Annotated in this window: 9 protein-coding genes; all 9 read right to left on the bottom strand. The window is 58.4% G+C overall.

Annotation, left to right across the window (positions count from 1 at the left end; translation table 11 throughout):
* Positions 1–255: 255 nt before the first annotated feature.
* A complete protein-coding gene (locus ACZ47F_RS12135) occupies positions 256–909 on the bottom strand; it encodes an ABC transporter ATP-binding protein (RefSeq protein ID WP_464924952.1) in 654 nt (217 codons plus the stop codon).
* A gap of 52 nt (positions 910–961) precedes the next feature.
* Positions 962–2,572, bottom strand: a complete 1,611-nt coding sequence (locus ACZ47F_RS12130; protein WP_464924951.1) for a glycosyltransferase family 4 protein — start codon at positions 2,570–2,572, stop codon at positions 962–964.
* Between the two features lie 85 nt (positions 2,573–2,657).
* Positions 2,658–3,629 carry a GDP-mannose 4,6-dehydratase gene (locus tag ACZ47F_RS12125; RefSeq protein ID WP_464926638.1) on the bottom strand — a complete coding sequence of 324 codons (972 nt, stop codon included), beginning with the start codon at positions 3,627–3,629 and terminating at the stop codon, positions 2,658–2,660.
* Positions 3,629–4,666: a GDP-mannose 4,6-dehydratase gene (gene gmd, locus ACZ47F_RS12120; protein WP_464924950.1), complete on the bottom strand. Its 1,038-nt coding sequence runs from the start codon at positions 4,664–4,666 to the stop codon at positions 3,629–3,631. The genes ACZ47F_RS12125 and gmd overlap by 1 nt, the downstream gene beginning before the upstream one ends.
* Positions 4,667–4,945: 279 nt before the next feature.
* The gene (locus tag ACZ47F_RS12115) at positions 4,946–10,000 is read right to left on the bottom strand and encodes a DUF6492 family protein (protein ID WP_464924949.1); all 5,055 of its coding nucleotides are present in this window, start codon (positions 9,998–10,000) and stop codon (positions 4,946–4,948) included.
* Between the two features lie 161 nt (positions 10,001–10,161).
* On the bottom strand, positions 10,162–12,615 hold the full coding sequence (locus ACZ47F_RS12110; RefSeq protein ID WP_464924948.1) for an FkbM family methyltransferase: 2,454 nt from the start codon (positions 12,613–12,615) through the stop codon (positions 10,162–10,164).
* A 108-nt stretch (positions 12,616–12,723) separates the two neighbouring features.
* A complete protein-coding gene (locus ACZ47F_RS12105) occupies positions 12,724–13,539 on the bottom strand; it encodes an ABC transporter permease (RefSeq protein ID WP_464924947.1) in 816 nt (271 codons plus the stop codon).
* Positions 13,529–14,644: a KpsE/RkpR family capsule polysaccharide export protein gene (locus ACZ47F_RS12100; RefSeq protein WP_464924946.1), complete on the bottom strand. Its 1,116-nt coding sequence runs from the start codon at positions 14,642–14,644 to the stop codon at positions 13,529–13,531. The genes ACZ47F_RS12105 and ACZ47F_RS12100 overlap by 11 nt, the downstream gene beginning before the upstream one ends.
* Positions 14,645–14,700: 56 nt before the next feature.
* Positions 14,701–16,152 carry a mannose-1-phosphate guanylyltransferase/mannose-6-phosphate isomerase gene (locus tag ACZ47F_RS12095; RefSeq protein WP_464924945.1) on the bottom strand — a complete coding sequence of 484 codons (1,452 nt, stop codon included), beginning with the start codon at positions 16,150–16,152 and terminating at the stop codon, positions 14,701–14,703.
* Positions 16,153–16,162 lie beyond the last annotated feature (10 nt).

Here is a 16,162-nt window from a genome sequence, read left to right as displayed (position 1 = left end):
GCACAGAGAGGAGGGTTCGCCGCTCGCGGTCGTGCCCTGCGTGGGCAGCTCCGCCGCCCCTTCCGGACTGGAAGCGCGAGGTTGCGCCCTCACCACGCCGGCCCTGCAAAACATCGAAGCCAATCATGGGCGATCTGGCAGCGGCTATCCGTCCGCGGCCTGGGCGAAGGACGCAACGTCTGCTTGAACAGCCCGCTGCTGCCTGGAGCGCAGATGGTCGTTGCCTGTACCCGATTGGGCTGCCAGCAAGGCGGTTCAGAGGTTTTCATATGCCTCGATCGCCTCGGCCACTGTGTCATAGACCATCAGCCTACCTTGCTCCAGCACGGCGGCGTGATCGCAGTGATTGCGGATCAGGTCGGTCTGGTGAGCGACGATGACCATGGCGCGATCGCCGCGCTTTTCGAACAACTCGTAGTCGCACTTCACGGCAAAGCGATGGTCGCCCACCGACATTGCTTCATCGATGAGGAAGCAATCGAACTCGATCGCCATCGAAATGGCAAACGCCAGACGCGCCCGCATGCCGGAAGAGTAGTTCTTCACCGGCTCGCCCAGGTAGGCGCCCAGCTCGGCGAAGCCCTCCACCATGTCGAGTGTGCGCTGGTAGTCCACGCCATACACCCGGGAGATCAGCCGTGCATTGTCCTTTCCGGTGAGACTGCCCTGAAACGCATCGCCAAACGCCAGCGGCCAAGAGACTGACATCGTCTTGCGGATGGTGCCGCTTTGCGGCCGGTCCGAGCCGCTCATGATGCGGATGAGCGTGGACTTACCCGCACCATTGCGGCCCATGATGCCCCACTTCTCACCGGGGCGCACCGTCAGGTTGATGTGGTCTAGCACCGGGCGCATGCTGCGGCCGTGATGGATGGGGTAGCTTTTGCAGATGTCGATGAGTTCAAGCATGGCAAATCTTGGCTTGGCAAAGGAATCCATCATCAAACCGGCGCACACGGTGTTATGCATCTTTTGACACCAGTCCCCGCAAAAACGCTTCCCATTGCGGCACGATGCATTCGGGCAGATAGCGAGCGCTTTGTTCTAGCCCCGCCACACGCAGGGTTTCGGTGCGAGCCGGTGCGTCCTTGGCGTAGATGAGGCTGTGCAAAACCTGCACCACGGATTGCGTGTCGTAGGGGTCGAAGTACACCGCCGCATCGCCATACACCTCGCGGTGCACCGCAATGTCCGAGGCGGCCACCACACCGCCGCAACGCATGGCCTCCGCGCCGGAGAAATCGAACCCCTCGCCGACACTTGGGCACACCGTGACGGTTGCCTGCTGGTAGAGGATGCGCAGCGCCTCCGCCGGCACGCTGTGCAGCATGAAGAGTCCGCCCTGCTCGATCCAGGGCAGACAGGCGTCGAGCACCGCTTGATGATCCCACCCGATATGCCCGACCAGCACCAATTTGAGATCGGGGTCGAAGCGGTCGCGCAGTACCTCCCAGGCCTCGATGAGACGGAGATGATTCTTGCGCGGTTCGATGGTCGAGACCATCAAGACATAGCGTGCTCCGGGCGCAAAAGCACGAGCATAGAAGGCTGATTTTTCAGATTCGTTCGAGAACGACCTGGCTAGTTTGTACGCCGCGCGGTTCGATTTCGAACCGCCTTTCGGGCGAAACTCATCGTGCAGATACCGCCGAACGATTCCCGGAACCCGCTCGGGCTCAGGCTTCCCCGGGTAGTAATGCGAGGGCAGCATGTTGTGAATCGTGACCGCTCGCGCCTCGGCCTGTGGAAACAAGCGGAGCAGGTCCTGCCGCGTTGCCTCCGACACACAGACGAAATAAGCCCCATCGCGCACATTGGCGGATAGCGCCTGAAAATGGCTGGCTTCATGAAACGCGCGGTCAGAAATGGTGTGCGGCATCAGCACCGGAATGGCGTCGTGGTAGTGCACCACAAGCGTTGTGCCTGGGCTCACTCGCCCTGGATAAGGCGTTTGCGCCAGCAGCACATCGATGCCCCGCGTGTCCAGCTTGGGGTAGCGCGATTCACCGAACAACCGCGCCCTCTCAATGCCCACCGCATGCATCCACCGCCACGGCGAAGGACAAACGACATAGTCGTTAGCCAGAACATGGGCGCGTTCGGTGGCCGGTACACTGCGGGCAAAGAGTTGTTGCCAGACAAAGTCCTGGAAATAGCGCGCCTCAAAATGCCTCAAGCGGATTGGAGCGATACCCAAGAGCGCACCCAGGCGCAAACGCCAGCGGTGAAGCCAAACTTCCAGCCACTCGCCCACCGTCTCTTGCCAGTCGGTCGCGGTGTGGCCTTTGAGCGACACCACGGTTTTGGAAAACTGGTGCACCCGTTCGGCCTCTGACAAGTTTGACCCAGCCAAGGTCCCCCCGCGCACCTTGCGCGTGGACATTTGAAACAGCCCTGACAACCGGACTTGCGGCAGCGTGGACAGCGCGCTGAACAATAGTCGAGTTTCCTGCGGAATGCCGTAGTAGCCGTCCAGCGCCGGGCGCATGTCCATCAGCACGTGCGCCCCCGCATCTACGAGAGGCCTCGGATTCATCGCAGGGTCAGCGGTCGGGAATGGCGGCGGATTCATGCAGGATGATGTGAGAAAAGTGGTGTGCAAAAGGAAGACGACGCAATAAGAATATGATCAGCACAGAACATATTTCGGCAAAATCTCAGCCAGGGCGCACCCCGCGCGTGCGAAGCGAGCCATCGATGTCCATCGTGCCGCGCGCCATGCGCGCACCATCCGCGCTCTCGTCTTCAAGCATCCAGCGCAGCGTGTCGCCCAGCGGTATCTGCGGGGTGCGGCCGGTGAGGTGGCCAAGCGTGCTGGAGTCTCCCGTCAAACGCGGCACTTCGTTGGCGCGCACAAAAGCCGGATTCACGCGCACCTCCAGCGCGTGGCCGCTGATGCTCGAGGCCATGTCCAGCACCTCGCGCAGGGCATAGGCCCTGCCGGAGCAAACATTCACGGTTCGGCCGATGCTCTGTGGCGTATCCAGCAAACCGAGATAAGCGTCCACCACGTCACGCACATCAGAGAAGTCTCGGGCCACGTCCAGATTACCCAGCTCGATGTGCGCGGCCTTGCGCCGAAAATGGCCCACGATCTTGGGGATGAGAAATTTCTCGTCCTGGCCCACTCCCGTGTAGTTAAACGGCCGCGTCAGCACAATGGGCAGGCGCTCGAACCATGTGCGCACCATGTGCTCCATGGCCAACTTGCTGCAGGCATAGTGGTTCACCGGGGCAGGGCACACAGTTTCGTCGATGACTTCTACGCCCGGTGTGCCGTACACATTGGCCGAGCTGGCGATGAGTACCTTTTGCGGCGGCACGTTCAGCGCTGCCAGGGCTTCCAGCAGGTTGAGTGTGCCAAACAGATTCACGTCGTAGAACGCGCGCGCATCGCCATGGCCGACGAAGGACAATGCGGCCAGATGCACCACATGCGTTGGCCGCACGCGTACCACAACGGCCCGCAAAGCCTGTGCATCGGTCAAATCACACGCCACGCTCTCGTCCGCTACCGAAATGCCCTGGCCCAGGCCCACGACATGAAAGCCCTTGTTCTTCAGGGCTGGCACGAGGTAAAGGCCAGTGAACCCAGAGGCTCCCGTGACAAGTGCAATCTTCCCGGCCATCAGAACGAGAACCCTACCATATTGCGCCGTAGATCCGACTCCACCATCATGGCGCAAAGCTGCTCCAGCGTGGTCTTGGGCTCCCAGCCGAGTTTGGCCTTGGCCTTGGCTGGGTTGCCAATGAGCAAATCCACCTCGGCCGGACGGTAGAACTTCGGATTGATGGTGACAATGGTGTTGCCAGTTGCGGTGTCAATGCCACGCTCCTGCTCGGCTTTGCCTTGCCACTCCAAGTTGAACCCCGCCGCCTTGGCGGCCATGGATACGAAGTCACGCACGGTTTCGGTGCGGCCGGTGGCCAGCACATAGGTGTCTGGCTCATCCGCCTGCAGCATGCGCCACATGCCTTCCACGTATTCCTTGGCATAGCCCCAGTCGCGCTTGGCATCCATATTGCCCAGTTCCAGCACATTCAGCTTGCCCAGCTTGATCTTGGCCAGGCTGTCGGTGATCTTGCGGGTAACAAATTCACGGCCACGCAATGGGCTTTCGTGGTTAAACAAAATACCGCTACAACCAAAAATATCGTAGCTCTCACGGTAATTCACCGTCATCCAGTGCGCATACAGTTTGGCCACACCATAAGGGCTGCGCGGATAAAACGGCGTCTCTTCGCATTGCGGCACGGCCTGCACCTTGCCAAACATCTCCGATGTGCTGGCTTGGTAAAAGCGAATGCTTGGGTTAACAATGCGAATCGCCTCGAGCAAGTACAAAGGCCCCACCCCGGTCATCTCGGCAGTGGCAATGGGCTGATCGAACGATACCCCCACAAAGCTTTGTGCGGCCAAGTTATACACCTCGGTGGCGCCGCTCGATTGCAGCAGGCGAATGGCTGAGCCCATATCGGTTAAATCATATTCAACCAAATGCAGATTCGGGTGTTTATCAACGCCCAGCTCCTCAAGACGCCAGAAATTCACCGAACTCGTGCGGCGATAGGTGCCATAAACGGTATAGCCCTTACTGAGCAAAAGATCCGTGAGATAAGCGCCGTCTTGGCCAGTGATGCCAGTGATTACTGCCGTTTTAGTCATATTATAAAGCCTCTCTGGTTGGGGTTAACATATATTAACCCGGATAATTCCAGCTCATCTTGCCATGGCTCAATCTCGATGATTGATATTTGCAAGTCCGACTTCTCACTAACCCAGACTCTCACTTCGAGGTCAGTGCAGTACTGATCCAACGAAATGAGGCGTACGACCAGATTGTCATTTTCATCAGGTTCATTCAGTTGAGATTCGCCAAGAATAAATCGACATTGATCAATCGCAACATCCATACGGGCATCGGCAGGCTCTAATCAACATGGCCTACCTGATCCCGGGTAATCTGGATCTCTGGTCACCCCGTGAAACGTCGAGGAGCCACTTAAAATCAAAATGTTCAGATGCCGGTGGCTGAAAAAGCACGCCATAAAAATGCTCAGGGACTTGTAAATTCCCCTCGTAAAAATCCGCCAGACTTTCCAACTCGATACAAGGCAGCATGATTAAAGGGCCTTTTGGCATAAATTGCTCCTGGCGCTGCGTGAAGACATACTCCCCATACCAAGCAAATTCGTAGGGCGCCATCCTGATCAAACCAACAAATCCGTCGATCCCGTTTTTCCTGGCATATGCTTCCAGTCCCTTTGCACACTCAGAATCAAAAAATCCATTTGCAGCAATATACCAATGCGTAAACTCTGATTTGTTGCCCATGAATCTGCAGATAGCTTCAAGAGATTGGCTTAAATTGACCAGCTCGCCATTGAGCCATCCCTTTTCATCTACCTGCAAGTAGTGCCCATAGAATTCATCTTTCCTGACCCGCGTTGCCGCCGTATAAAAAATACCTTCGCTTGAATATAAATCGCTGAAATCAAACGGTTTCGTAAATATCATCGCACTATCCAAGGTTAAATAGTGCCTCGAAAAACCGGTTTTAGAGAAACAAAGCTTGATTATTTGCTGAATATGCCAGCCTGACATATCAGGAGGTAACCTGATATCCGCCACATCCAGAACATCCTCCTCCGAAAGAATGATTGGCGTTTCTGCGATGCGATTACATTGCATTTCATCTGCAAAACGCTGGGTGAAATTGGCAACATCTTTTCGGGGAACAATTACGAAGAATGAAGCCTTCCGAACCGAATACTTACTCCATGAACGATATAAAGCCAGAGACCATTCCAAATCTTTCGAATAGCTTTTATTCATGACCACAAACTTTTGATCATAGGTGCCATCGATTTTTTTTAATTCAATATCCGATAAGCGTAGGCGAGTTCTTTCGGTTACCCATAACCGGATTTCGAAGTCAGTACACTCCGCTCCAATATCAAGTCCCCGCATTTCCTGCCATACACCGCAGCCCCCCTGTTCTTGGAGCGGGAAATGCGCCATTTTCTTATTTCCCTGATCGCAAACTATATCGAGCCACTCTTCGCCGCTAAAATAATCAGCAGAACCGCGTACGATCACGCGATACCTCCCCGGCTCGATATGTTCATAGGGACCGTAGATCAAATGCCCAGCCTGGCCAGTCGTGACCATCGTGCGGCCTTGCCGCTTGCCCACCTGGGTGCTCAGGCGTGGGTCTGCGCCCCAGTAACGGCGTACGCCGTCGGGCAGCCAGGTTTGATGGGCCGGTGTTTTGTGCAGAATAGCGTTCAGTACCTGTTGCGCGCTGTCCTGCCAGGTTTGGTGCGGGAGCTGGTCGCTGCGCGGGTGCTGGCCTTGGCGGTAGAGCGCGAGCCAAGTTTCAACCGCCTCTGCGATGACCTGCGGTTCGCGCGAGTCGGCGAAGAAATAGGCATGGCCTGCAGTCACTTCGCGGAACACCGGGATGTCGCGCACCACGAGCGGCAGGCCGTGGCGGGCGGCCTCGATGAGCGGCAGGCCAAAGCCTTCGTCGTAGCTGGCGGCGATGAGGCAGGTGCTGGCGGCGTAGACCTTTTCCAGATATTCGTCGCTGATCCCCTCGAGCCAGAACAGGCGCTGGTTGCGCTCAGGGTGCTGGCGCAGGGCGTTGACCGTCTCGGGGATGTTGCGGCGGTTGCTGTCGGGCAGCGGCGTCCATCCTTCTTTGCCCACGATGACGAGGTTGATATCGATGCCGCGCGCCCAGAGTTGATCGAAGGCGCGCAGGGTTTGCAGGTAGCCCTTGCGCGGCTCGATGGTGCCGACCATCAGAAAGGTTGGCCGCGCGCGCAGGCTGGCCAGGGTCTCGGTGGCATCGGCAGGCAGGCCGCGTGACGGGGCACTATTTTCGGTATCGGCGCCGAGGTGGAGCCAGTGCAGGGCAAAGGGGCGCTCACGCGGGGCGCCGAAGGTCTGCAGCCAATCATGGAGTTCATCCGCCACAGCGCGGGAAATCGCCAAGGCGCCGTCAAAACGGGTGATGGTCTCCAGCCAGCGTTGATGCCCCTCGCGAGCACCCTCGGGGAAGACCTCGGGCAGGGTGACGGGCAGCAGGTCATAGACCACGAAATAGACCTTCACCCCGCGGCGGTGCCAACTCTGCAGCGTGGGCCCCTGGGCGGGAACAACAGCCGGTTGCAGATCCAGCCCCAAAAACACATCCCCCGGCCAGGTTTCCACCGGCGCGTCTTCTGCCCAGTCGTCCGGGATGCCCAAAAACCGGCTCATGAAGCGGCGGGCGTAGCGGTAGCCGGGTTGCTCTAGCGTGGCATACACCGGCTCCACCTGCCAGCCGGCAGGTGGTTGGGTGATGATTTCATGCAGCAGTGCGCGCGTCACGCGTTCAATGCCGCTCCACAGATCGGTTTGGACCAAGGCCGAGATGTCCAGCAGCAGTTGCGGTCGGCGCGGGTGAGGCGGAAAGTTTTGTGCCAGCACCTGCGCTACGAGGGGGTATTGGTGCGCGGGCAGTGGCGGGGTGAGGTGTGGCAGTGCCTGTACCAGGCCGGGCAGGCGCTGGCTGGCCTGGGCGCAGAGGCGCTCGATTGCATCAAAATAGAGGTCGGCACAGCGGCGCGGATGATGGTGGGTGCGGATGTGCTCGATCGCCCGCGTGCCCAGCTCGGCGCGGCGTGCGGCGTCGTTTTTGAGCGTCGCCAAGGCCTCGGCCAGCTCGGCATCGGTGAATTCATCGGGCAGCAGCCACACCGCCTGCGCAGGCAGTTCAGCCAGCGAACCATGGGCGTTGACGATGGTGGGCAGGCCCGCGTTCATGCAATCGAGCACCGTGCCTGAGGTCTCGCCGCGGGAGAGGGTGCGCAGTTGCACCGCCACATCGGCCGCGGCCAGCCAGGTGCGGAAGGTGCCCATCTCCGCCCAGCCGGTGATGGTGATGCGCGCTTTGGCCGGGCTCTCGGCCATGGTGCGCAGCAGCCCTTGTCCGTAGTCGCCACCATGGTTTTCACCCACAAACACCAAATGGCATTGTGGATCAGTCGCCAGGGGCGAGGCCAGCCAGGCGTCGAGCAGGCGGTGGTTGAGCTTGTGCGGCCCCAGAAGCCCAAAGCTACAGACGACAAAGGCATCCTCGGCAAGCCCAAGCTGGGCGCGGGCCTCGGCCTTGGTAGGCAGGCGCAACGGCTGGCGCAGGTGCGGGATGACCGCCCAGTCCTGGGCGGCGTCCGTGCCATAAAACTGCCGGGCCAGCGTGCGGGAGAACTCGGCATGGACGATGACGCCCACGGCCTGTTGGAGGATATCCAGGTTGCAGGGATAGGCCCGGACCGTATCGGCGACTTTTTGTGCTATGAAACGCTCGCACACGGCATTCCAGCCATGTCCAGCAAGCAAGGCTCGCGCCCAGCCATGCGGACGCTGGCCATGCAAGTCCAGATGGGCGACGATGCCGGAAAGATAGAAATCGTGCAGCACCACCACCCCTGGAATTTCGGCCAGCAGGTCGAACATATGGGCGTGGAAGTTTGAATTGCCGAAGTGGTACATCACCCGGTCGAACTGCCCGGCGTTGGCGCGCAGCCAGGCCGCATCGCGCACCGGGGCATTGGCCTGTGCCCAGGGATCGCGCACCTCGGGCTGGGCGACGATGAGCGTGATGTCGTAGTGCCGGGCGAGCTCGGGCAAGAGCTCCGCACTGTAGTCGGCAATGCCGGTTTTCTCCGGCGGCAGCGGGGAGACGAACGCCAGGCGGGGGCGCTTGGCGGGCGAGGCAAACTGCGGCGGTTGCACGGTTTTGCGCTGCAAGTCTTCCAGCGCAGCCCAGGCGCGGCGGGCGCTTTCTTGCCAGGAGAACTTTTTCGCCTGCTCCAGGCCGTGGCGTTCGAGCGCGGCGCGAAACGCCGGGTTGCCAAGCACCTCGGCCATTTTGGCGGCCATCGCGGCATCATCGCGCGGGGCGAACAGTGCATCCTCGCGCCCGATGACCTCGGGCAGGCTGGAGCTGTTCGCGGCAATGACCGCCTTGCCGCAGGCCATGGCCTCCAGCGCGGGCAGGCCGAAGCCTTCGTGCCACGAGGGGAAGACGAACAGTGTGCAGGCGTTGTAGAGCAGCGCCAGTTCTTCATCGGTGACATAACCGGTGAAGATCAATTCATGCGAGCGCAAACCCTGCTTTTGCGCCAACGCCACGAAGCGTTCTCGTTCGATGGCTATTTGTTTACCGACCAGCACCAACACATGGTTTTGGCGCAAATCGACGGGCAGGCCGGCGAAAGCGCGAAACAGTCCCTTGATGTTTTTTCGCTCATCAATGTCCCCGGTGTACATCACAAACGGCTTTTCGATGCCGTAGGTTTGCTGTAAATGGGCGTGGTCTGCCTGGCTGACGGCCATGGGGCGAAAATGGTCGTCACAGGCCGTGGATATGTTGACCACCGCGTGGTCCGGGACATTGAGATGATCCTTCGCCTCTTGGCCTGACGATGCGGAGATGGAGAGCAGAAGATCAGCCCGGCGTAGGTGACCGATCCTGCTGTCGTACCAACGCTCCGCTGCCGGGTTGGCCAGATAAATGGGACGATGAATCAGTGGAATCAGGTCGTACAAAACCACCGCCGTGGGGATGGCGGTCTGGAAACTGTGGACACCCGTGACCGCTTCACTGCCCTCGAATAGTGAGGATATGAAAATTACATCTGGTACAAGCTTTGCCATAAAGGCGTCGAACATAGCCTCTGCGGCCTTACGCCACGCGTCGTTGGCCGGGTCATGTCCACCCACCGGCCCGGCCACCTCGAACACGCGGATGGCGTCTGCCGGCAACAGGTCGGCAAACGCGGCGCGGATGGGTTCGATGGTGTCGGCATAACTGCCGTTGAGCACAAGCAGCATTTCGTGCCCGCCGCGCTGGCGCGCCATTTCTTTGACCAGCGCCATGGTGTAGCGGCCGATGCCACGGAAGCGGCTGGCGCTTTGCGCGCCTTGCAAATCAATCACGATACGCATTACTTTTTACCCACAAATTCTTGTTTTAACAGGCCGTTGAAAAACTACTGCGGTGGGCCATCTGCGGCGTTGCACGGTGCTCGCTCCCTCGCCTATTTATTTGATATGTCTCGGTCGCTGCGCGCCGTGCGCCTTGCATCTGGCCATCCTCGCGACGTTTTTCAACGGCCTGTTAATGTAGCCGCTTTTAGCTGAAAATAGATGTCGCGAGCACGTGGTGTGAGTTGCTTGATTCCTTCCGGCTCAGGCGGCTGGACAGGAACAGGGACTTCGCCCAGTGTCGGGTCAGCGACTTGCCTTTGTTGGCCCAGCAAATGATGCAGGCCAGCGAGTGACGTTTCAATCTGGTTCAAGCGACGGTTGTTCTCATCACTGAATACAACTATCTGATTTTCAATGACGCGTAATTTTCGTTCGACACGACTTCTTTTATCTGCGAATAGCCAGCCTATCAATGGCCATTTTGTTTTTTTATAACGCCGAATTGCGCTATCTAAATTGGGCAACGTGGCCTGGAAGGCTCTGCCTTCAGACGAACTGCGCAATTCCATGAGTATTTGAATTTTTGCAATGCCTGTACGCAAGCGGTTGAGGTAGTGGTGCTGCCCCTCGGGATCAGGTGCACGGCCTAGCAGGGTTTGATAGGCGCTATCGATGAAGGGTTGATCGTGCAATGCCATAAGCTCATCCAATGTGGATGCAATCATGGGCTTGGCGTGTGGGGTGGTTATAGTCATGGTGTGCGGTACCGAAATGGCTGGTTCTGAGGCAGATTGTGTGATGTGTATAGCTGGCATGGTGGCGTCCGGTGGCATCACTTCACCCGTCAACGCGAAAGCATCCGTAAAATTCTTTTTTCTGGTCACGATGGAAGCCAGTGCGCGCAGCGGTGCCGTGATGCGCCAGGAGAAGGTGGCGTGTGTGGCTGCCAGCCTTTGTTGCACATTGCTCAGTGCATGACGCAATTGCAGGCTGGTTTGCTGCTCTGCCGCTATTTGGATTTGTAGTTGTTGCAGGCTGTTGTTGAGCTGCTGGATGCGCTCTGCGGCAAGCCATTCATGCTCAGCATGCTGGCGCTGCATTTCCTGTAAATGTGCCTGATGCTGCTGGGTTAGTTCGGTTTTTTCTGCTTCAGCTCGTTGCTGGATTGTGAGCAATTGCGCGGTGAATTCCTGTTCACGTTGCGCCTGCGCACGCAGCAACTCGGCGAGCTCGGCTTGCAGTGCCGCTGTATTTTCAGCGTGATGTTGTTCTCTTGCAACGGCATCGGTTTGTAGTTGTTGCAGGCTGTTGTTGAGCTGCTGGATGCGCTCTGCGGCAAGCCATTCATGCTCAGCATGCTGGCGCTGCATTTCCTGTAAATGTGCCTGATGCTGCTGGGTTAGTTCGGTTTTTTCTGCTTCAGCTCGTTGCTGGATTGTGAGCAATTGCGCGGTGAATTCCTGTTCACGTTGCGCCTGCGCACGCAGCAACTCGGCGAGCTCGGCTTGCAGTGCCGCTGTATTTTCAGCGTGATGTTGTTCTCTTGCAACGGCATCGGTTTGTAGTTGTTGCAGGCTGTTGTTGAGCTGCTGGATGCGCTCTGCGGCAAGCCATTCATGCTCAGCATGCTGGCGCTGCATTTCCTGTAAATGTGCCTGATGCTGCTGGGTTAGTTCGGTTTTTTCTGCTTCAGCTCGTTGCTGGATTGTGAGCAATTGCGCGGTGAATTCCTGTTCACGTTGCGCCTGCGCACGCAGCAGGCTTTCCAGCTCTTGCCGGATTTGGCTGGTTTGCTCGGCGTATTTTTGCTCCAGATCTGTCAGGCTCTGGGTGAGGCGTTCAGTTTCTTGTGCGAAGCCTAATTTTTGCTGTTCATTTTTGGCAATACTCTCACTGATTTTTTGTTGGTAACGTGCGTCAATCAGGTGGTGGAAAGTAGTACTGGCTGTGCCATTTAAGGTAAATCCGTCGAACACATTGGGAGGGGAGCGGAATGCGTCTTTAAGCCCCGGATGTGTGCTGGAAACGTAATAACGATTCAGTCCGTCGAAATAGACTGGGGAGTAACCATAACCAATCAATATCCCTTCCCACTTTTCATGGGTTTCGATTTGCGTCAGCGGGAGCGTGCTTTCTACCACTATGATCCAGGGTCGTAACTCGGATGTGCCCCAACTGGATAGTACTTGCTGTTCAAAACCCTCCACGTCAATCTTGAGCCAGTGTATTTCTGATACGGGGCATGAGTCAAAAATCGCTGCCAGTGTGATGCAGGGTACGGTAATCTCGTGCACGTCAAAGCCGCGTTCGCGGTGCTGTTGTGCGATGACGGGATCGGCAGTTGAAATCCCGGTATCGGGGATTTCAAAGAAAGTGAGTAGCGCAGGGCCATTGCCAACGGCTGCCTGGATGACCGTGTCACCGGGCCGCTGCTGTCTTAATAGCTCGGCGTAATGCGGTGTGGGTTCGACATGAATGCCCCGCCATCCATGTTCATGAAATGCCAGGCTGACCGAATCAATGAGAGGATCTTGCGCGCCTATATCGATATAAAAACCGTTTTCGATATGCCCTAGCGCGCGCCAGAGCATGACGTCTTCAAAGTTTTGGGCGTAAGAAATTATGCCGTTCATAATGGGCGGTTACGCGGCGCTGGTTGTATGGGGGATGCTTTCATTGATTAGCAGGCCGTTGAAAAACGTCGCGAGGATGGCCCACCGCAGTAGTTTTTCAACGGCCTGTTAGTTGCGCTGCACGCGGCGGATGGCGATATTGGTCAGTGCATACCCGAACAAGGTCATGGCGAGAATGACGAACATGCTGTACCCGATATGGTAATAAGTTGGCATGCGCGCGCCGTAGTAACCACTGTGAAAATATTCAACAGCATCGACCAATGGAAAATACAGCAGGATTTCCCGAAAATTTTCTGGAATGGCGTAGAGCGGCATAAAAACGCCGGAGAACGGCAGCATGAGGTACAAGATAATGTGCGATACCCGCTCGATGGTTTCGCTCAGTTCGGCCAATGCGGCCATGATGAGCACGAAAGCAAAGGAAAACCAGATCACCAAGATGTAACCGAGCGCCATGGCGAGTGTATTTTCCGGCCAGTGGCATATTCCAAGCTGCACAAACACAAGGTAAAGTATCAAAAATGCCCCAGCGGCACCGGAAAACTCCAGAAGAATGCGCGAGTAAATGATGTCGATCGGACGGATGGGTTGATGGTGGAGCAGGGCGCGGTTGATCTCGATCGCCTTGGTCACGCGGCCCGTCCCGTTACGCCAGAAGAGCAGTGTGGGATAGCTCACCGCAAGGTATTCCGCGATGGAGTAGGTCGCATGGCTTTCGATATGCGAAAAAATGACCATCACGCCGACGATGAACATCGCGGGCTCTGCGACCAGCCAGATGGTGCCCAGCCCTTCCCGGCCGAAACGGGTGATGGCCTCGCGCATGGTCAGCGCCCAGATCACGCGGCGCTGGATGCGCAGTTGATCCCAGAAGGTCTGGCCGGTATCGACTCTGCCGGTTTGCGAGGTTTCAGCGGTCATGGTGTTCCTTGACGCCTCCAATGATCACGCTCAGCACGCCCCAGAGCAGCAGGCCGACTACAAAGGTGGCCAGCACGCCGCGCAGCCGTTTGGGCTCCATGGCTTCATCGGGCAGGCTGGGCTTGGCGATGACTTCAATGAAGAGCTGCTGTTTTTGCGCTGTGATGCGCGCCTGCTCCAGTGCGGCCAGGGCTGCGGCGAGTTCTTTTTCTGCAAAGGTCTGGTTGAGCACCAGTTGCTCATAGGGGGATGCCTTGCTGGCGAGGGAGTTGCTGCCGCCGGTGACCTTGGCGCTCTGGCGGGCAATCTCTGCTTTGAGGTTTTCGATGCCCTTGCGCAGCAGCGGAACCTGCGGGTTGTTGGGCGTGCTCGACAGCATTTGCGACAGTTGGGTTTGCGTGGCAATGAGCTGGTCTTGCAGTTTGGCAATGAGCTGAAGCTGGATGGCCGATTCGGGGGCGGGGTTGAACACACCCTGCTTGTTGCGGTAGGCGGCCATGGCCAGCGAGGCGGCGCGCACCTTGGCCTCGGCGCGGGCAACGTCTTGCCTGTAAAAACGGACCGCGTCTTCGTTGGCCTGGGCGTTGAGGCGGTTGATGAGGTTTTGGCCGAGGGCAAGCAGATTGGCGTTGATGCGCTGCGCGTCCTGTGCGGTAAAGGCGGTGACGCGCAGGGTGCTGATGTTGGAGACGGTGTCGATGTTGTCGGCCACCATCTTTTTGTAGTACTCGAACAGTTCCTCGAAACTGGAGTAGGGCCACAGCACACCGCCAAAGCGGTTGAACGGGTCGATCTGGTCGTTGCTGACCATGCGGCGGTAGTCGAGGGTGCGTTGCAGCTCGGCCAGCGCGTCGCGCGACAGGACATAGTCGCGCACGGAATAGGCGCCCGAGCTGGAGTGCGACAGGCCCGCGGTGGCCAGCAGGGAGCTGAAGCCGCCGGTATTGGTTTGCTGCGGGTTGTAGATGACGAAGCTCGATTCCGAGATGTACTGGCCGCTGGCGATGAGGCCGAAGTACACCGCAGACAGCGCTGTGGGAATGACCACGACCACGACAAAGAGCTTGTTGATGCGTTGCCAGAACGGTTTTTTGTTGTTGGACACGGGGCAGACTTTGATCAAAAAGGGATGATGGGGTGGGGGTCGGTTCGGGCGCGGCATCAAGCGGGCGCCTTGGCGGCCTGCTCTGCAGCAGCGACTGGCACGCGGCCATAGACATCGGCAAAGCGCACGATGTCGTCTTCGCCGAGATATTGGCCGCTCTGCACCTCGATCATCACCAGGGGGATGGTGCCAGGGTTCATTAGGCGGTGCGGGGTGCAGGGGGGGATGAAGGTCGATTCATCGGTGCGGATGTATTGGTCGTTTTCACCGTTGATGATTTTGGCGGTGCCAGAGACCACGACCCAGTGTTCGCTGCGGTGGTGGTGCATCTGCAACGACAGGCTCGCGCCGGGCTTGACCTCGATGCGCTTGATCTTGAAGTGGCGGCTTTCTTCGAGCACGGTGTAGGTGCCCCAGGGGCGGTGGACGGTGCGGTGCAGCTTGTGTGCATCGTGGCCGCGGGCCTTCAGCATGGCATAGAGCTTGCGCACCTCCTGCGCGTTGTCTTTGGAGACGACGAGTAGTGCGTCCGGTGTGTCCACAATGATGAGCCCTTGCACGCCGGCTGCGCCAATGAGGCGGTCTTCGCCGTGGATGGCGCAGTCCTGCACATCGTGCAGCACGACATCGCCTTCCACCCGATTGCCATTGGCGTCTGGCAACAGCAGGTTGCTCAGCGCCGTCCAGCTGCCAATGTCGCTCCAGCCGATGTCGCAGGGGACGATGGCCACGCGGCTGGATTTTTCGGCCACGGCGTAATCGATGGAGAGGTCTTGTACATGCTCGAGGCTGCGGGCATCGAGTTCGACCTGCATAATGCCCTGGCCTTGCACCCGACGCGAGCGGCCGAGGCAATCTTGCATGCCTTCGACGATGGCCGGGCAGTGCTGCTGCATTTCTTCCAGCAGTGTGGCCGGGGTGACGCAGAACATGCCGGAGTTCCAGTAGTGTCCGCCTGCGGCAAGCAAGCGGCGCGCCGTCTCGGCGTCCGGTTTTTCGATGAAGCGCTTGACCCTGTGGCCTTCGGCTTCGATGTAGCCAAAACCCGTTTCTGGCGCTTCTGGCTCGATGCCGAAGGTGACGAGCCAGCCCTCGCGTGCCAACTGGGTGGCCTGCTGCACGGCCGCGACAAAGGCGGCCTGATCGTCAATGAGGTGGTCTGCCGGCATCACCAGCAGCACAGCGTCGGGCTGCTGGCTTTCGGCGTGCAGCGCGGCAGCAGCAGCGGCGGCAGCCGTGTTGCGGCCGAAGGGCTCGAGCAGGTAGGTGGTGGCGAGCCGGCCGGAGTTGACAGCGGCGTATTCGTCTTCGGTCTTGAAAAAGAAGTCGCGGTTGGTGACGGTGTAAATCTCCTCCACGCCGGGCAATGCGGCAGCGCGCAGAAAGGTCTTTTGCAGCAGGCTTTGCCCGCCAGCCAGTTTGATGAAAGGCTTGGGGTGGCTTTCGCGCGAGACGGGCCACAGCCGGGTGCCGGCACCGCCGGAGAGGATGACGGGGATGAGGGTCATGGCGTGTTGG

The sequence above is a fragment of the Thiomonas islandica genome, from assembly GCF_055383445.1.
The sequence above is the reverse complement of the archived record's forward strand: the minus strand, read 5'-3'. Positions and strand labels throughout refer to the sequence as shown.